Below are 15736 nucleotides of genomic sequence, written 5' to 3' on the forward strand. Positions count from 1 at the left end.
CGGTTCTCCTCCTCCAGCTCCTTGAGGCGCTTGAGGTCCGAGGCGGCCATGCCGCCGTACTTCGACTTCCAGTTGTAGAACGTCGGCTGGCTGATCCCGTGCTTGCGGCAGATCTCCTTAACGGACTGCCCGGCATCCGCCTCCTTCAGGATCGACAGGATCTGGTTCTCGCTGAAGCGTGACTTCCGCATGGCTCCCCTCCCGGCGGCTCGACCTCGATTGTGCCAGAGCACTCTAATAACCACTGGTCCTCGTGGATGGGAAGCTTACGCCTTAGCGAGAGGTGAACACCGATGAAAACCAGGTTTTTTGGCGCTGCCGCCTTACTGGCCGGCGGAATGGCCTGTTCAGTGGCCAATGCGGCGTTGATCGATCTGCCGAACGTGGATGAGACTTACGACGGCATTCCTTTGACCCTTCAGTTCAACGACTTCTACTCCTATTCCGGCTCGTTGCTACGCCAGTGGGATTACCTCACTCAAGATCAATATACCGGGCAGGGTACCGGCACCCTCGACCTGATTGTGGGTACGGGCTCTGGCGGGGCCAATAATCAGGACATCGGACCCGGGGGCGACTATTATTTTGAGGACCCAATGCCGTTCCCCAGTGGCAGCACCAGCGAGTTCAGTGGCAGCTGGGGGATTGGCGACCAGGATAACGGCCCGGTCCTGGTCGATGACCTGGTGGATTACCTGGATGCCGTAAACCCCGGTGCCACCATCCCGGTATTCCTGTTCGATCATAATCAGACCGGTGGACAACCCGACCTGCTGGTGAGGGCCCAGGTCTACATCGAGGACCCCAGCACCGGCGAGCGTGTAGCCAGCTGGTACTTTGACGATGGGACAGGCGACTGGGCTCTCGCCTCTGGCGAAGTGGAACTGGTGGGGGATTCCGGGGAGCAGTACGTGGCCAACCACAACCTGGGTAGCGGCCGGCTGGACTACATCGTCTTCGCGCCGACCATGGACCTGAGCCTTTACACCGGTTCGAATTACTGGTTCGGCATCGATTTCGAGATGGATGACCTGAATAACGGTTTCGAGGAGTTGTTCCTTAGTGGTCGGTTTGTCATCGACAATGGCGAAGTGCCGGTTCCGGCCTCGATGTGGTTGTTTGGTGCGGGATTGCTGGCCCTGGGCTGGTTTTATCGGCGCCGTGCGCCGGTTGCTTCGCCAGCCCCCGCAGGCGGGTCACCTTCCGTCCACTGACCGATCGAAGGAATGAGAGCAGGCCGCGGCCACTGGACGGCTCGGGGCCTGCTCGGCAAAACCTGCACGACAGTTCCCGCCACGCGCGCCCGCGTTCTCCACCCCTATCTCCATCACGCCCGTAAAGGTCGCGAATCCCTCCGGCATTTCGCCCTGCGTATCGTGCATTTGGAAGAAGCGAACGCGAGATCGGGTGATGGCTCGTCGGAGACAGGCTGGCGCGGACCATTTACCCTTGGGGGCAGTGATCGAGCAAGGGACTGAGCGATGCCGTTTCCCGCACAGAAGACCAAGATCGTGGCCACCGTCGGGCCGGCGTCCGATTCTCCGGAGACGCTGCGGCGGATGATACAGGCCGGGCTGAACGTGGTCCGGCTGAACTTCTCGCATGGCGACCCCGCCTATCACGCCGGCCTGATCGCGCAGATCCGCGAAGCGGCGCAGGAGACCGGCACCCGTGTGGCCATCCTCGGGGATCTGCCGGGGCCCAAGATGCGCATCGGCGAGCTGATCGACGAGCCGATCGAGCTGGAGCCGGGTGAGGGCATCACGCTGACCACGCAGGAGTGCATCGGGGACGCCTCGCGGGTCAGCGTGTCGTTCTCCGGGTTGCCGGAGGCGGTGCAGGCGGGCGATGCGCTGTTTTTGAACGACGGCTACATCGAGCTGGAGGTGGTGTCGGTCGCCGGGCCCGACGTCTACTGCCGCGTGCAGACCGGCGGGGAACTGCGTTCGCGCAAGGGGCTGAACCTGCCGGGCATCGATCTCGGGATCCGCGCCTTCACGCTGGACGATCACGCATGGCTGCGGTTTTCCGCGGAGCACGGGGTGGACGCGATCAGCCAGAGCTTCGTGGTCGACGGCGAGGACATCCTGGCGGTGCGCAAGGCCGCGGAGGATCTGGGCTACAACCCCTTCATCATCGCGAAGATCGAGCGCGCCGATGCGCTGGAGCAGCTCGACAGCATCCTCGAGACGGCCGACGGCATCATGGTGGCGCGCGGAGACCTGGGGGTAGAGATCCCGATCGCGAGTATCGCGCTGGCCCAGCGCCGCATCACCCGCCGCGCCAACCGGCACAACCGCCCGGTGATCACCGCCACGCAGATGCTGGAGTCGATGGTGAACTCGCGCCGGCCCACGCGCGCCGAGGCCACCGACGTGGCGAATGCCATCCTCGGCGGCACCGATTGCGTGATGCTCTCCGGCGAGTCCGCGATGGGGCGCTATCCGGTGGAATCGGTGGCGATGCTGGCGGCCATCGCCCGCTCGATCGAACCGGAACGCGACGCCGCCGCGGGCACCGACCACCCCGACGAACCCGACCTGCCCGAGCAGGAGCGCGCCGCCGACCTGATCGCGCGCAGCGTATTCCACACCGCGCACCGGAGCCGACCGCAGGTCACGCTGGTGCCCACGCTCAGCGGGGCCACCGCCCGACGCATCGCCGGCCTGGGCCTGCCCTGCTGGATCGCGGCCTTTACCCCGCGCCCCGAAACCGCTCGGGGCCTGCAGTTTTCCTACGGTGTCCGGCCGGAGGCCGTGGCCGAGGACCGCAGCGACTGGAACGACTTTGCGCACCAGTGGCTCGCGGAGAACGGCATCAACGAAGGCCTGGCACTCCTCGTCCAGGGCCCGTCCGAGCCACATCCCTCGGGCAATCACCGCCTGGAGCTGCTGGAACTGGGTCCTGTCCACACGCAAGGCTGATCCCGGCCGCGGGAGCGCGGCCCGGCAACCCCGGGGCGCAGGTCTTTGTCGCCGGGGCGGGTATCCGGCTATGGTCCGGGGTACGGATCAAGGAGAGCTAGCATGACCCGACCGACACCCCTGGACGCGGAACGGACCTACCATCGCTGCCCGCCGGAGCAGCTCGAGTTCGACACCACCGAAGAGCTGGACGAACTGGAACTCCCCTGCGGCCAGGACCGGCTGCTGCGTGCGCTGGAATTCGGGGCGGGCATGCGCAGCGCGGGGTTCAACCTGTTCGTGCTCGGCCCCGAGGGCAGCGACCGGCACGACCTGGTGCGCCGCTTTCTCGCCCGCCGCGCGGCCAGCGAGGCGGTCCCGCCGGACTGGTGCCATGTCTTCAACTTCGACCGGCCGGAACGCCCCCACGCGATCCGTCTGCCGGCCGGCGAGGGACGTCAGCTGCGCGATGATCTCGAGAATCTGGTCGAGGAGATGCGCACCAGCATCCCCGCCGCCTTCGAGAGCGACGAATACCAGGGGCGGCTGCGGGAACTGCAGGAGGAGATGTCCGAACGCCAGAACGAAGGCGTCCGCGAGGTCCAGGAAGAGGCCAACAAGCACGACATCGAGCTGGTCAGCACCCCCAGCGGCTTCACCTTCGCGCCCGTGCGTGACGGCGAGGTCCTGGACCCGCAGGAATACGAGAAGCTGCCGGAGGAAGAACGCGAGCGCATCGAGCAAAAGGCCGAGGAGTTGCAGAAACAACTGCAGCAGGCCATCCAGCAGGTGCCCCGCCTGCGCAAGGAGCTGCGGGAGAAGGTCCACTCGCTGAACGAGGAGATGGTGCAGCTGACCCTCGGCGGCCCGATCCGCGAACTGAAGGAGAAGTGGGCGCACCTGCCGCGCGTGGCGGAACAGCTCGACGCCATCCACGGGCACGTGGTGGAACACGCGGAGATCTTCCGCGGCGGCCACGACGAACACGGCGGGCAGGATGCGCAGAGCGGGCAGGATCACGCGCCCCCGGAAGCGCTGCTGGCCCGTTTCCGCGCCAATCTGCTGGTGGACCATGCGGAAACCGAAGGGGCGCCGGTGATCTACGAGGACCTGCCCAATCACCAGCATCTGACCGGCCAGATTGAACACCACGTGCACAACGGCGCGCTGTACACCGACTTCTCGCTGATCCGCGCCGGTGCCCTGCACCATGCCAGCGGCGGCTATCTGATCCTCGACGCCCGGCGGGTGCTGATGCAGCCGATGGCCTGGGACAGCCTGAAGCGCGTGCTGTTCTCCGGCGAGATCCGCATCGAATCGCTGGAGCGGCTCTACGGCCTGGTCAGCACGGTCAGTCTGGAACCCGAACCGGTCCCGGTATCGCCCAAGGTGGTGCTGGTGGGCGACCGCCTGCTGTACTACCTGCTGTCGCATTACGACCCGGACTTCGCCGAGCTGTTCAAGGTCGAGGCCGACTTCGAGGACGACCTCGAGCGCGACGAGGCTGGTTACGCCCTGTACGCGCGCATGCTCGCCAGCATGGCACGGCGCGACAAGCTGCGCCCGCTGGACCGCGGTGCCGTGGCCCGCACCATCGAACACGCCAGCCGTCTGGCCGGGGACCAGACGAAACTCACCGCCCACGACCGCACCCTGCGCGACCTACTGATGGAGGCCGACCACTGGGCGCGTCAGGCAGAGGCCGAAACCATCGGCGCCGCCCACATCGAACGCGCGATCGAGGAACGCATCGAGCGCTCGGCACGCGTGCAGCGGCGCAGCCTGGAGCAGATCCGCCGCGGCACGGTGATGATCGCCACCGAAGGCAGGCAGACGGCCCAGGTCAATGGCCTGTCCGTAATGCAGCTGGGCAGCCATCTGTTCGGACGCCCGCTGCGCATCACCGCGACCGCGCGGCCGGGCAAGGGCCAGGTCATCGACATCGAGCGCGAGGCCAGACTGGCGGGACCGATCCACAGCAAGAGCGTGATGATCCTTTCACGCTTTCTCGCCAGCCGTTACGCCGGGGATGCGGAGCTGTCGCTGTCGGCCAGTCTCGCCTTCGAACAGTCCTACGGCGGGATCGAGGGAGATTCCGCCTCGGTCGCCGAGATCTGTGCCCTGCTGTCGGCCATCGCGCGGATCCCGCTGAAGCAGGCGCTGGCGGTGACCGGATCGGTCAACCAGCACGGCGAGGTCCAGGCGGTCGGCGGCATCAACGAAAAGATCGAGGGGTTCTTCGATGTCTGTCGGGAGGCGGGCGAGATGAACGGCCACGGCGTGCTCATCCCCGCCAGCAACGTCGAGCACCTGATGCTGCGGCGCGACGTGCGCGAGGCCGTGGCCGCCGGCCGCTTCCACGTGTACCCGCTGCGCACGGTGGACGACGCCGTTGCCCTGCTCGCCGAGATGTCCCCCGGGGAAGCGGACGCCGAAGGCGAGTTCCCGGCGGAGAGCTTCAACCGCGCGGTCGCCGACCGGCTGGCGACCTTCGCCCGCCTCGCGCGGCATCGCCGGCACGAGGACGCCGAACCCGTTTCTCTGGACGAGGACGATGACTGACCCAGCGGGCACGCAGCCATCCCCTTCGGCGGGGGCCGGGCGCATCCTGGTCCTGCTCGACGCCTCGCGTGCCAGCCAGGCCGCGCTCGAGGCCGCGGCGACGCTGGCCTCGACGCTGCAGGGCGAACTGCAGGCGATCTTTGTCGAGGAGGCCGATCTGCTGCGCAGCGCCGCCTTTCCCTTCACCCGCGAGATCGGTTCGCTCTCCGGGCAGCCGCGGCCGCTGGAAACCGGGCCGCTGGAGACCCGTCTGCGGCGCCGGGCCACCCACCTCCGCCGTGCGGCCGAACAGGCCGCCGCGCGTGCAAAGATCCGCTGCTCGCTCGAGGTCCGGCGCGGATCGGTGCACCGCGAGGTGCTCGCGCTGACCACCCCCGATGATTTCCTCGTGCTGGGCAAGATCGGATGGTCGGCCGCGACCGGCAGCCGCCTGGGCTCCACCGCGCGCCGCCTGGTCCATGAAGCCCCGGGACGGGTCCACCTCACCGGAACCCGGCCGACACGTCCCGACAGCCCGGTCCTGGTGGTGGTCGATGCCCCGGAGACCGCGCACGAAGCCCTCGCCTTCGCCCGCGCCCGGGCCCGCCAGCAAAGACGCCCGCTGACCGTGCTGCTCACCCCGCTGGACGATCCTAACGCCGCGCGGGAGCGGGACCGGGGCCTGAGCGAGTGGATCGCGGCCACCGACCCTCCGGTCCGGGTTCACTCGCTGCGCTCGAGCGCTCCCCGCGAGCTGCTCCGCGCACTGGAACGTCAGCCGGCAGCCGAAGTGGTGCTCGGCCGCGAGAGCCCGCTGCTGGCCGGCCCGCAGGGCGACACCCTGCTCGGGGCTCTCGAGCCCCCGGTCACGATTACCCCATAGGCCGTCTGCGCCGCACAACGACGCCGGCACTCCGGCTCCGGGCTACCCCTTGCGGCCTGTTGACGGGCTCGGCCGTATCCGGGGCAGGCGGAGGAACGGATCGCCGGCCTGCCCCGGTGCCGTGGTGGTGTTGTCCGCGGGGTTAACTGTCGAGTTGCTGCTTCAGGTGGTTCAGGGTCTCGCAGTGCTCATGTTGCGGACTGAAGAGGATGATCTCGGCGTCCTCCTCCACCCGGAGGGTGTGTCCGGGAGGCCAGTAGAAGAGATCCCCGGCCGCTACGGCCTCCTCGCTGCCGTCGCGGTAAGTCATGATCAGGCGGCCCTGAATCATGTAACCCCAGTGGGGTGACTGACACAGATCCTCCTTCAAACCATGGAGCAACGGGGTGATGTCGGTGCCCGCATCCAGCGAGAAATACTCCCCCGTCATCTGCGTGTAACCGGACGCGTCGCCAAACTCCAGCGCCTGGCGGGCAACCGCCCCCGGTGCACTGAATACCTCGGGTACTTCGGATTTCGCAATGCGCATGACTGCCTCCTTCCGAGCGGTTAGGACATAACAGGTGCACCCGGCACCTACCCAGTAGGCGTGAGATTCCTTGTCACAACTGGAACAACTCCAGGCCATCCTGAATCCGCTGCCAGCATCGGGCGCCGGGCCCGTGCAGTCCCGCCGACTGAACGAGCCTGTCGGATTTGGCACCGGGGAAGTTCCGGGGCCCTGCGCCGGGCAATGGCGCCGGCACTCGGGCCCCGTGCTACCCTGCGCGGCCGTTTCACCAGGGATTCCGGCAATCCATGAAATACTTCCGCGCGATCAGCGTGCTCGAGGGCATCTCCCTGATCACTCTGCTGTTTGTCGCCATGCCGCTGCGCACCTATGCGGACATGCACATGGCGGTCACCTGGGTCGGCTGGATCCATGGCATCCTGTTCCTGATCTATGCGGCCGCCACGGTGGTGGCCAGCCACCTGCGCGGCTGGTCGGTTCTGAAGTGGCTGCTGGTACTGATCATGGGCGTGGTGCCCTTCGGGTTCGTGTACGTGGACTGGATGATCCGGCGCGAGCTGACGCGCGAGCTGCAGCACGCCTGACCGTCCGCAAACGGAGGCAAGCGTGGACAACACCATCGAGGTGGAAGGCCTGGTCCGGGATTTCGCCGGCACCCGCGCGGTGGACGAGGTCAGCCTGCAGGTTCCGGCCGGCCATGTGCTCGGGCTGCTGGGCCCGAACGGCGCCGGCAAGACCACCACGGTGCGCATGCTGGCGACCCTGCTGTCCCCCACCGCCGGTCGCGCGCGGGTCGGCGGCCTCGATGTCGTCGACCAGGCGGCGCGGGTGCGCGAGATCATCGGCCTGACCGGCCAGTACGCCTCGGTGGACGAGAAGCTGACCGGGCGCGAGAACCTGATCCTGATCGCCCGCCTGCTGGGAATGAAGCGCGCCGCCGCCCGGGCCCGTGCCGACGAGCTGCTGGTCGACTTCTCCCTGCGGGAGGCCGGGCACCGCCCGGTGCAGACCTATTCCGGCGGCATGCGCCGGCGGCTGGATCTGGCCGCCAGCCTGGTCGGCCGCCCGCGCATCCTGTTCCTCGACGAACCCTCCACCGGTCTGGACCCGCGCGCCCGCCGCGACCTGTGGGCGCGGGTGCGCCGGCTGCAGGACGCCGGCACCACGGTGCTGCTGACCACCCAGTACCTCGAGGAGGCCGATGCGCTGGCCGATTCCATCGTGGTGCTGGATCAGGGCCGCGTAATCGCCGAGGGCACGGCCGCGGAACTGAAGGCCCGGGTCGGCACGCGTACGCTGTTCCTGCGCCTGGCGCGGGCGGACCAGGCGGATGCGGCCGCCCGCCAGGTGGCCACGCTCACCGGCAGCGAACCGCATGTGGAAGGCGAGACCCTCAGCGCACCGGTGGCCGAGGCCTCGCTGCTGCCGGCGGTGCTGCGCGAGCTGGATGCCGCCGGGATCGAGGTCGCGGAACTGGGCCTGCGCAGCGCCAGCCTGGACGACGTATTCCTGTCACTCACCGGACAGACCGGCAGCGGCGACGCGCCGGCCGATGCCGCCGGGGACAGCGGGGAGGATGCCGCATGAACGCCCTCGACCAGACCCTCGCGCTGGCCTGGCGCAGCCTGGTGCAGGTGCGCCGCAACCCCTGGGAGCTGGGGGATTACTCCATCCAGCCGATCCTGTTTCTGGTGCTGTTCCTGTTCGTGTTCGGCGGGGCCATCGCCGGCTCACCGGATGACTACCTCGCCTTCGTGCTGCCGGGCGTGATCGTGATGAACATGCTGTTCGTCACGGTGTATGTCGGCCACGGCCTCAACACCGACCTGACCCGCGGGGTGTTCGACCGCTTCCGCGCCCTGCCCATCCCGCGCTGGGCGCCGCTGGCCGGGCGCATCCTCGCGGACGTAGTGAAGCAGGTGCTGTGCATCGGCCTGCTGCTGATCGTGGGCTACCTGCTGGGCTTCCGTCTGGCCACCTCCTTCGGCCATCTGCTGGTCATGGTGCTGCTGGTGCTGACCTTCGCGGTGGCGTTCTCCTGGGTGATGGTGCTGGTCGGCGTGCTCGCGCGCGACCCGGAACACGTGCAGCTGTTCGGCTTCACCGCGCTGTTCCCGGTCACGTTCGTCAGCTCGGCGTTTGTCCCGGTGGAGACCATGCCCGAGTGGCTGCAGGGCTTCGTCCAGGCCAACCCGGTGTCACTCCTGACCGAGGCCGCCCGCGGGCTGATGAACGCCGACGGGGCGGTCGCGGCCCCGGCGCTCGCATCGCTGGCCTGGGCGGCGGGGATCGCGGCGGTGTTCGCGCCGTTGTCCGTATGGGTGCTCAACCGCCGGCTGGCGCGCGGCTGAACCCCGGCGGGCGCTACGCCCGCAGCCGTCTGCACAAAAAAAAGGCCGCCGCACGGATGCGACGGCCCAAAGGCCCCGTGTGATGGGGTGTGCGGGTTCAGTAGACGGGCACCAGCGCGTAGCCCTGGTTCTGATAGCCCATCACCGCGATGAATCCGCTGCGCACGACGTTGATCGGCTCCAGGATCGTGTCGTTGTCCACGCCATAGGCCTGCGTGGCCGCGGCGCAGACTTCCATCTGCACGCCCAGCTCATCCAGCCGGTCCACCGCCTTCGCGATCTCCTCCAGGGTCTCCGCGTGGTCGATGTCGACCTCCGGCTCCGGATCGGTGGTGATGAACTTGACCGCCTCGGCGATGAACACCATGCGCAGATCGGGCTCCACGCCCTCCTTGAGCAGGTTCTCGTGGTTGGTGGCGATCCCGCGCAGGTACGCCAGCATCACGTCCGGATCGGATTTGCGCATATCGTAGACCGCACGCATGGTCTCGATGCCCTGGGTCGCCTCGCGGTTGTCCAGGCCCTCGTCGTCGGCGACCGCGGGCACGGCCAGGCCAAGCGGCAGGACGCATGCGAAAAAGATGCTCATTATGGTTTTTTTCATCGATTTCTCCTCCTGGTGGTTTTCCGGCTTCCGCTACCGGTCTCAGTAGATCGGGATCACCGCGTAGCCCTGCGCCTGATACCCGGTCAGCGACACGAAGGTGTTGCGCACCGGCTCGATGCCGGGAAGCAGCTCGCCGTGATCCACGTCGAACAGGCGCGTGGCCACCGAACAGGCCTCCATCCGCACGCCCTTCTCGCGCAGCGCTTCGAGGTGTTCTTCGACCGCATCCAGATGGTCGAACTCGGTCAGTTCGAACCGTTCGCGGTCCTCGCTGACCATGGTCACCGCGTGGCCGCGGAAGGTCAGGATGATGTCCGGCTCCACGCCCTGGTCGGTGAAGTCCTCGTGGGTCTCGCGGATCACCATCAGGTACAGCGCCAGCCCCTCGGGGTCGCTGTTGTTGAGATCGAACACCACGCGCCCGGTCTCGACGCCCTCCAGCGCCTTCGCGTCGGTGGGTTCGGCGCCGGCTTCGTCGGCGGACACGGTCAGCGCCGGCCAGGCGGCCAGCGACAGCAGCAAAGGCAGTACGGCCATTCTTTTCATCATCATGCGTTCTCCCGGGTGGTGTTGCGAGGCGGATCCATCGCAATCGCCCGCCATGCCGCCTCCTGCATGTCGGGCAAAAAGTCGGACAGGGGCCGGTCCAGCACGCCGTCGAGGTACAGGTGCAGCAGGCGGATGGCACCGCCGAAGGCCACGGTGGCCGCCACCGGCACCTCCATCGGCCGCACCTCGCCGGCCGCCATCCCCTGCTCGATGCATTCGCGCATGCGCTGGAACGGCTGCGACGAACACACCGGCGGTTCATCCGGCAGGAACTCCCGGTGACGGGACTCCAGCACGAAGCGCATGGTCTGCGGGGACTGTGCGGTGGCGTCGAACAGAAAGGCGATGATCCCGTCGCAGCGCGCGCGGCAGTCCTGACCCTCTTCCATCACCTGCTGCAGTCCGGCGTCCATGCGCTGCAGCAGGTCGTCATACAACGCCTTGGCCAGGGCCTCCTTGTTGCCGAAGTGGTGATAGATCGAACCGATCGACACCCCGGCCTGGCGACGGATGTCGTGAATGGAAGTATTGAAATAGCCGTCGGCGCTGAAGCGCTCCAGGGCGGTGTCCAGCACCAGCTTGCGCAGGGTCTCCCCGCGTACGGCCTTTCCGGGACTGGCGGTCATCGAGGCCTCACTAAAACGAACGTTCGTTCTAATCTACACCCGCAATGCACCGGGGGAAAGACCCGCCCCGGCTCAGCCAGTGGTAAAGCGCTCCGGCGGCGGCTGCGGGACCGCGACGTCCTCGGCCTGCAGGTCATCCACCCGGGCCTGGCGCGGGCCCTCCTGCAGCCATGCGCCGAGCCGGTCGAGGGCCTCGGGCGAGCCCACCGCCAGCACCTCCACGCTGCCGTCGGGGAGATTGCGGGCATGGCCGGTCAGGCCCAGCGGGCGCGCCTGTTTCTGCGTCGAGGCGCGGAAGAACACGCCCTGCACCCGGCCGCTGACACGCCAGCGGCGGGCCCGGTTATCATTGGCCTCAGTCATGAATCCTTCACCTCCGGAGTCCGTGCATGTCCGAATCGCCACGCCCTACGCTGTACCACAACCCGCGCTGCAGCAAGTCCCGCGCCGCGCTGGCCCTGCTGCGTGAACGCGACATCGAGCCGGAGATCGTGGAATACCTGAAGACCCCGCCGGATGCCGACACCCTGCGTGCAATCCTCGCCCGCCTGGGCCTGGGCCCGCGGGATGTCCTGCGCACCGGCGAGGCCGAATACCGCGAACTGGGCCTGAAGGACGCCGAGCTGGACGACGAGGCGCTGATCCGGACCATGGTCGAACACCCGAAACTGATCGAACGCCCGATCCTGATCCACGGCGACGCCGCACGCATCGGCCGGCCGCCCGAACAGATCCTGGAGATCCTCCCGTGAGCGGCGCCGTGGAAGTCCTGGTGCTGTACTACAGCCGCTACGGGGCCACCGCCGAACTGGCGCGCCACGTGGCCACCGGCGTGGAGCAGTCCGGGGCCACCGCCCGGGTGCGCACGGTCCCGCCGGTGACCACCGGCACCCCGGGCGACACCCCGGCGGTGCCCGACAGCGGCCCGCCGTGGGCCGAGACCCGCGATCTGGAAGAATGCGCCGGGCTGGTGCTGGGCTCGCCGACCCGCTTCGGCAACATGGCCGCGCCGCTGAAGCACTTCCTCGACGGCACCAGCGGGCTGTGGGCCAGCGGCGGCCTGGTGGACCGCCCGTTCGGCGTGTTCACCAGCACCGCCACCCAGCACGGCGGTCAGGAAACCACCCTGCTGACCATGGCCCTGCCGCTGATCCATCAGGGCATGCTGTGGGCCGGCGTGCCGTACACCGTGCCGGAACTCTCCACGACTACCACCGGCGGCACACCCTACGGCGCCAGCCACGTGGCGGGCGAACGCGGGGAGGCGCCGGTCTCGCGCGAGGAGCAGCGCATCGCCAGCGCGCTGGGCGAGCGCGTCGGGCGGCTGGCGCAGCGGCTGAGGTCCGGGGCCGAAGACGCATGAACGGCGTCGCCCTGTTCCGCTGGATGGCCCTGATCGGCTGGTTCGGCCTGTTCGCCACGCTGCTGGCGTTCACCGGGTGGCTGCAGCCACCCGAGGCCCTGCCGCGCGCCCTCGCGCTGGCGATCCTGCTGGTGCCGCTGCTGTTCCCGCTGCGCGGGATCCTGCATGCGCGGCGCTACACCCATGCCTGGGCCAGCCTGCTGGCGCTGGCCTATATCACCCTGGGTATCACCCTGGCAGCGAACGCCGATGAGCGCCTGTATGGCGGACTGGTCACGTTCTTCAGCCTCGCCTGGTTCACCGGCTGCCTGATGTTCGTGAAGCTGGACGCGCGGCGTGCCCGCGCCGCTCAGTCGGCGACCGGCGACCGGCCCAGCTGATCGCGTACGAAGGGGATGGTCAGGCGGCGCTGCTCGGCCAGCGCCGCCAGATCGAGGCGTTCCAGCAGCGCCAGCAGCCCGGCCACGTCCCGCCGATGATGGCGCAGCACATAGCTGGCCACCGCGTCCGGCATCTCCAGCCCGCGGCGGCGGGCGCGTTCCACCAGGATGCGCCGCAGATCGTCCTCCTGCGGCGGCTCCAGCCGGAACACCGGGCCCCAGGCCAGGCGCGAGGTCAGATCCGGCAGCGTCGCCCCCATCGCATCGGGCGGTTCCGGGGCCGCCATCAGCACCCGGCAGCCGGCGTCGCGCAGGCGGTTCAGCAGACCGAACAGCGCCTCGTCCCAGGCCGGCACCCCCACCACCGCCGCGAGATCGTCCAGCGCCACCAGCCCCGCGCGCTCGAGGCCGTCCAGCACCGCCACGGGCGGCGCCGCGGCCAGTTCGGACAGGGGCAGGTAGGCGGCGCGCTCCCCGCGCTCGTGCGCGACATGACAGGCCGCCTGCAGCAGATGGGTCTTGCCGGTCGCGCCCGGCCCGTGCAGGTAGACCTGCGGCTGGGTCAGGCCACTGTCGTGTCCCAGCGCCTCCACGGTGTCGCGCGCCAGGCGATTCCCGGCTGCGTGGTATTCCGCCAGGCGCGAGGCGTCACGCAGACGCAGGTCCAGCGGCAGCTGGGCGAGTTCGCGGCTCATGGCCCGGCCCCTGCGTCATGCTCGCGCTGATCTTCATCGGCCCCGTCGTGCCCGGGGCGCGGCTGGTTGAGCGCGCGATAGTGCGCCAGCGCATGGCGCACGGCGACCGCCAGCACCGCCGTGACCGGCAACGCCAGCAGCACGCCCACGAAGCCGAACAGCTGCCCGCCCGCCAGCACCGCGAAGATTACCGCGACCGGGTGCAGGCCGGTCCGGTCCCCCACCAGCCACGGCGTCAGCCACACCGATTCGAGGATCTGCGCCACCGCGAAGATCGCCCAGACCACCAGCAGCAGGATCCAGCCGTCGCCGGCGAACAGCACCGCCGCACTGGCCAGGGTGATGCCGACGATCACGCCCACGTACGGGATGAAGCTCACCACGCCCGCGATCACCCCGATGGCCAGCCCCAGCTCCACCCCGGCCAGTGACAGGGTGATGGCGTAGAACAGCCCCAGTGCGCTCATCACCAGCAGCTGCCCGCGCAGGAACGCGCCCAGCACCTCGTCGGATTCGCGCGCAAAGGTCTCCACCGACGGGCGCCAGGCCAGCGGCAGCAGGTCATGCAGACCATCGATCAGACGCGGCCAGTCGCGCAGCAGATAGAAGCTCACCACCGGGATCAGCACCAGGTTGAGCACGCCCATCACCAGCGCGGTGGTGGAACTGCCGATCCAGTGAAGCGCCCCGCCGGCGAGGCCCCCGGCCTCCTGCCAGTGACGCGCCACCAGGTCCTGCAGCGCGCCCGGATCCAGCGCCGGCAGGTCATCCCCGAAGCGCGCCTCCAGCCACGGCCGCGCCTGGCGGTCGAACCAGGCCATGACCTCCGGCAGGAACAGGAACAGCCGCTCCAGCTGGGCCGCCACCAGCGGGATCAGGACCAGCACGATGGTCGCCAGCAGCAGCATCACCAGCAGGAAGATCACCAGCGTCGCCACCGTGCGCGAGGTCTGCAGACGCAGCCCCAGGCGGGTCACCAGCGGGTTGAACAGATACCCCACCAGCAGCGCGACCAGGAAGGGCATCAGGATCGGGGCCAGCAGATAAAGCGCCCCGGCCACCACCAGCAGTCCCAGCAGGGCGGCCACGGTGGCGGCGGATGCATTCCCTCGACCCGGACTCGGGCCCGGACTGCCGGGCAGCGTCGTTCCCTCGGCGCTCATCGCAACCCGCCCCTAGCGCATGTCCAGCCACAGCGCGGCTTCCGGGAGGTCTTCTCCTTCTTCGGCCCGCTCGTCCTCGGCGTAGCCGGCATCCGCCAGCACATCGCCGAGCCCTTCGGCATCCAGCCCGGTCAGCACCCGCAGGGTCAGGGCAGCGCCGCTGAGCGTATCCAGCTGCACGCGTTCAATGGCCTCCATCGCCCCCAGTTCGGCGCGCAGCGCCCGGAAGTCATCAAAGCCCGACACCCCGGTGAAGCCCACTGTCACCCAGTCCGGCTCGTCCGGCACGCGGGCCAGCTGCGCACCCATCCGGTCGAGCGCGTCGGCCGTGGCCCGGCGGGCAGCGTCCGGGGCGTCTTCGGCAGTCGCCTCGGCACGGTACTCCCGGTCGCGATGCACCAGCAGGGACCGCGCGCGGGTCTCGCCGCCCGCGCTGCGCAGATGCAGCAGGATCAGGCCGTCCGGGCCGTAGCGCCGGGCGGCCTCGAACAGCGGTTCGGTCACGCGGCCGACGATGTCGCTGACGCGCGCCTCGCGGCGGTCTTCCAGGTCCCCCAGCGGGAACAGCAGCGGTATATCCCGCTCGCCGGCCAGCGCCTCCAGCCCCGCCAGCACCCCGGTATCCTCCCCGGCGGTGCCCAGCAGATCGCGCCGGCCGGCGGATTCCTCCACCGCCCACACCAGCAGGGACGGGCGCGACCCCACGAGTACCGGCACCGCGCCATCACGCAGCGACCGACGCAGTGATTCGCGGTCGAATTCCAGCCGGTAGCCGCCGTCCTCGCGCGCCCGCTGGCGCTCCAGCGCCGCCGGCAGGCCCTCTTCATCCGCGGCCTCCAGCAGCTCGTCGGCAAGCCCGCGCACCGCGTCGGAATCCAGCCCGGCCAGCCGCACCAGCGCGGCATGCAGGCCATCGGCCAGCGCCGCCTCGCGCTCCTCCTCATCGCTTTCCACCGCCACCGATGCGGCCGCACCGGACAGCGGCAGCAGGCCGACCAGTGACACCAGCAGGCAGACCAGGAACGGCGAACGCGAGAGACGGGGCATGGGGATCATTGCGGGAAAGGACGCAGAGAAAGACACGGCGCTCAAGATAGCATAGCGCCGCGTTACGGCGCTTTGCACACCCCGGCACGGACGGCTAACATGCCCGGTTTCGGGCCG

General features: G+C 68.9%; 19 protein-coding genes. 10 read left to right on the top strand and 9 right to left on the bottom strand.

Annotation, left to right across the window (positions count from 1 at the left end; all coding sequences use genetic code 11):
* The coding region (locus D571_RS0102160) for a transposase (RefSeq protein ID WP_018935035.1) at nucleotides 1–191 on the bottom strand (191 nt) is incomplete at its 3' end.
* A gap of 102 nt (nucleotides 192–293) precedes the next feature.
* Here D571_RS0102160 and D571_RS0102165 point away from each other — a divergent pair.
* The 4 genes from D571_RS0102165 (at nucleotide 294) to D571_RS0102180 (ending at nucleotide 6327) form a co-directional block, all read left to right on the top strand.
* Nucleotides 294–1214, top strand: coding sequence for a PEP-CTERM sorting domain-containing protein (locus D571_RS0102165; RefSeq protein ID WP_018935036.1), 921 nt, complete (start codon nucleotides 294–296; stop codon nucleotides 1212–1214).
* Nucleotides 1215–1481: 267 nt separating this feature from the next.
* A complete protein-coding gene (gene pyk, locus D571_RS0102170; protein ID WP_018935037.1) occupies nucleotides 1482–2924 on the top strand; it encodes a pyruvate kinase in 1443 nt (480 codons plus the stop codon).
* Between the two features lie 102 nt (nucleotides 2925–3026).
* Nucleotides 3027–5465 (top strand): Lon protease family protein, encoded by a 2439-nt coding sequence (locus D571_RS0102175; RefSeq protein WP_018935038.1) that lies wholly within the window; start codon nucleotides 3027–3029, stop codon nucleotides 5463–5465.
* Entirely contained in the window at nucleotides 5458–6327 is an 870-nt protein-coding gene (locus D571_RS0102180) for a universal stress protein (protein WP_018935039.1), read from the top strand. Before D571_RS0102175 ends, D571_RS0102180 begins: the two co-directional genes overlap by 8 nt.
* A 142-nt stretch (nucleotides 6328–6469) precedes the next feature.
* Here the strand turns inward: D571_RS0102180 and D571_RS0102185 are convergent, their stop codons facing one another.
* The gene (locus D571_RS0102185; RefSeq protein ID WP_018935040.1) at nucleotides 6470–6856 is read right to left on the bottom strand and encodes a cupin domain-containing protein; all 387 of its coding nucleotides are present in this window, start codon (nucleotides 6854–6856) and stop codon (nucleotides 6470–6472) included.
* 269 nt (nucleotides 6857–7125) lie between these two features.
* Between D571_RS0102185 and D571_RS0102190 the strand changes: the two genes are divergently transcribed.
* Genes D571_RS0102190 through D571_RS0102200 form a run of 3 tightly spaced genes read left to right on the top strand, consistent with a single transcriptional unit; the run spans nucleotide 7126 to nucleotide 9189 of the window.
* Complete coding sequence (locus tag D571_RS0102190; RefSeq protein ID WP_018935041.1) at nucleotides 7126–7422, top strand: DUF3817 domain-containing protein; 297 nt, start codon at nucleotides 7126–7128, stop codon at nucleotides 7420–7422.
* 22 nt (nucleotides 7423–7444) lie between these two features.
* Nucleotides 7445–8425, top strand: a complete 981-nt coding sequence (locus tag D571_RS0102195) for a daunorubicin resistance protein DrrA family ABC transporter ATP-binding protein (RefSeq protein ID WP_018935042.1) — start codon at nucleotides 7445–7447, stop codon at nucleotides 8423–8425.
* Nucleotides 8422–9189, top strand: a complete 768-nt coding sequence (locus tag D571_RS0102200; RefSeq protein WP_018935043.1) for an ABC transporter permease — start codon at nucleotides 8422–8424, stop codon at nucleotides 9187–9189. The genes D571_RS0102195 and D571_RS0102200 overlap by 4 nt, the downstream gene beginning before the upstream one ends.
* A 97-nt stretch (nucleotides 9190–9286) precedes the next feature.
* Here D571_RS0102200 and D571_RS0102205 read toward each other — a convergent pair whose 3' ends face one another.
* The 4 genes from D571_RS0102205 to D571_RS0102220 form a co-directional block, all read right to left on the bottom strand.
* On the bottom strand, nucleotides 9287–9793 hold the full coding sequence (locus D571_RS0102205; RefSeq protein ID WP_026287514.1) for a DsrE family protein: 507 nt from the start codon (nucleotides 9791–9793) through the stop codon (nucleotides 9287–9289).
* Nucleotides 9794–9835: 42 nt separating this feature from the next.
* Nucleotides 9836–10342 (bottom strand): DsrE family protein, encoded by a 507-nt coding sequence (locus D571_RS0102210; protein WP_026287515.1) that lies wholly within the window; start codon nucleotides 10340–10342, stop codon nucleotides 9836–9838.
* Nucleotides 10343–10344: 2 nt separating this feature from the next.
* Nucleotides 10345–10971: a TetR/AcrR family transcriptional regulator gene (locus D571_RS0102215; protein WP_018935046.1), complete on the bottom strand. Its 627-nt coding sequence runs from the start codon at nucleotides 10969–10971 to the stop codon at nucleotides 10345–10347.
* 72 nt (nucleotides 10972–11043) lie between these two features.
* Nucleotides 11044–11334 carry an acylphosphatase gene (locus D571_RS0102220; protein ID WP_018935047.1) on the bottom strand — a complete coding sequence of 97 codons (291 nt, stop codon included), beginning with the start codon at nucleotides 11332–11334 and terminating at the stop codon, nucleotides 11044–11046.
* Nucleotides 11335–11360: 26 nt separating this feature from the next.
* Between D571_RS0102220 and arsC the strand changes: the two genes are divergently transcribed.
* The 3 genes from arsC to D571_RS0102235 are packed head-to-tail and all read left to right on the top strand — an operon-like array spanning nucleotide 11361 to nucleotide 12714.
* Nucleotides 11361–11723, top strand: a complete 363-nt coding sequence (gene arsC, locus D571_RS0102225) for an arsenate reductase (glutaredoxin) (protein ID WP_018935048.1) — start codon at nucleotides 11361–11363, stop codon at nucleotides 11721–11723.
* A complete protein-coding gene (wrbA, locus tag D571_RS0102230) occupies nucleotides 11720–12334 on the top strand; it encodes an NAD(P)H:quinone oxidoreductase (RefSeq protein WP_018935049.1) in 615 nt (204 codons plus the stop codon). Before arsC ends, wrbA begins: the two co-directional genes overlap by 4 nt.
* The gene (locus D571_RS0102235) at nucleotides 12331–12714 is read left to right on the top strand and encodes a DUF2069 domain-containing protein (RefSeq protein ID WP_018935050.1); all 384 of its coding nucleotides are present in this window, start codon (nucleotides 12331–12333) and stop codon (nucleotides 12712–12714) included. Before wrbA ends, D571_RS0102235 begins: the two co-directional genes overlap by 4 nt.
* On the opposite strand, the gene hda is transcribed toward D571_RS0102235, so the two are convergent.
* The 3 genes from hda to D571_RS0102250 are packed head-to-tail and all read right to left on the bottom strand — an operon-like array spanning nucleotide 12684 to nucleotide 15619.
* Nucleotides 12684–13409: a DnaA regulatory inactivator Hda gene (gene hda / locus D571_RS0102240; RefSeq protein ID WP_018935051.1), complete on the bottom strand. Its 726-nt coding sequence runs from the start codon at nucleotides 13407–13409 to the stop codon at nucleotides 12684–12686. The two genes, D571_RS0102235 and hda, sit on opposite strands and share 31 nt — an antisense overlap.
* Nucleotides 13406–14572: an AI-2E family transporter gene (locus D571_RS0102245; protein ID WP_083916859.1), complete on the bottom strand. Its 1167-nt coding sequence runs from the start codon at nucleotides 14570–14572 to the stop codon at nucleotides 13406–13408. The genes hda and D571_RS0102245 overlap by 4 nt, the downstream gene beginning before the upstream one ends.
* 12 nt (nucleotides 14573–14584) lie before the next feature.
* Complete coding sequence (locus D571_RS0102250) at nucleotides 14585–15619, bottom strand: DUF2066 domain-containing protein (protein ID WP_026287516.1); 1035 nt, start codon at nucleotides 15617–15619, stop codon at nucleotides 14585–14587.
* Nucleotides 15620–15736 lie beyond the last annotated feature (117 nt).

The organism is Thioalkalivibrio sp. ALJ24, from assembly GCF_000377785.1.
Classification (GTDB): Bacteria; Pseudomonadota; Gammaproteobacteria; order Ectothiorhodospirales; family Ectothiorhodospiraceae; genus Thioalkalivibrio.

What these genes read in the sequence shown, in the direction of transcription:
- D571_RS0102215 (WP_018935046.1), bottom strand. Translation starts at nt 10,971, where the DNA reads ATGACCGCCAGTCCCGGAAAGGCCGTACGCGGGGAGACCCTGCGCAAG.
- D571_RS0102165 (WP_018935036.1), top strand. Translation starts at nt 294, where the DNA reads ATGAAAACCAGGTTTTTTGGCGCTGCCGCCTTACTGGCCGGCGGAATG.
- D571_RS0102245 (WP_083916859.1), bottom strand. Translation starts at nt 14,572, where the DNA reads ATGAGCGCCGAGGGAACGACGCTGCCCGGCAGTCCGGGCCCGAGTCCG.
- hda (WP_018935051.1), bottom strand. Translation starts at nt 13,409, where the DNA reads ATGAGCCGCGAACTCGCCCAGCTGCCGCTGGACCTGCGTCTGCGTGAC.
- D571_RS0102205 (WP_026287514.1), bottom strand. Translation starts at nt 9,793, where the DNA reads ATGAAAAAAACCATAATGAGCATCTTTTTCGCATGCGTCCTGCCGCTT.
- D571_RS0102190 (WP_018935041.1), top strand. Translation starts at nt 7,126, where the DNA reads ATGAAATACTTCCGCGCGATCAGCGTGCTCGAGGGCATCTCCCTGATC.
- D571_RS0102220 (WP_018935047.1), bottom strand. Translation starts at nt 11,334, where the DNA reads ATGACTGAGGCCAATGATAACCGGGCCCGCCGCTGGCGTGTCAGCGGC.
- D571_RS0102185 (WP_018935040.1), bottom strand. Translation starts at nt 6,856, where the DNA reads ATGCGCATTGCGAAATCCGAAGTACCCGAGGTATTCAGTGCACCGGGG.
- D571_RS0102175 (WP_018935038.1), top strand. Translation starts at nt 3,027, where the DNA reads ATGACCCGACCGACACCCCTGGACGCGGAACGGACCTACCATCGCTGC.
- D571_RS0102200 (WP_018935043.1), top strand. Translation starts at nt 8,422, where the DNA reads ATGAACGCCCTCGACCAGACCCTCGCGCTGGCCTGGCGCAGCCTGGTG.
- pyk (WP_018935037.1), top strand. Translation starts at nt 1,482, where the DNA reads ATGCCGTTTCCCGCACAGAAGACCAAGATCGTGGCCACCGTCGGGCCG.
- arsC (WP_018935048.1), top strand. Translation starts at nt 11,361, where the DNA reads ATGTCCGAATCGCCACGCCCTACGCTGTACCACAACCCGCGCTGCAGC.
- D571_RS0102250 (WP_026287516.1), bottom strand. Translation starts at nt 15,619, where the DNA reads ATGCCCCGTCTCTCGCGTTCGCCGTTCCTGGTCTGCCTGCTGGTGTCA.
- D571_RS0102180 (WP_018935039.1), top strand. Translation starts at nt 5,458, where the DNA reads ATGACTGACCCAGCGGGCACGCAGCCATCCCCTTCGGCGGGGGCCGGG.
- D571_RS0102210 (WP_026287515.1), bottom strand. Translation starts at nt 10,342, where the DNA reads ATGAAAAGAATGGCCGTACTGCCTTTGCTGCTGTCGCTGGCCGCCTGG.
- D571_RS0102235 (WP_018935050.1), top strand. Translation starts at nt 12,331, where the DNA reads ATGAACGGCGTCGCCCTGTTCCGCTGGATGGCCCTGATCGGCTGGTTC.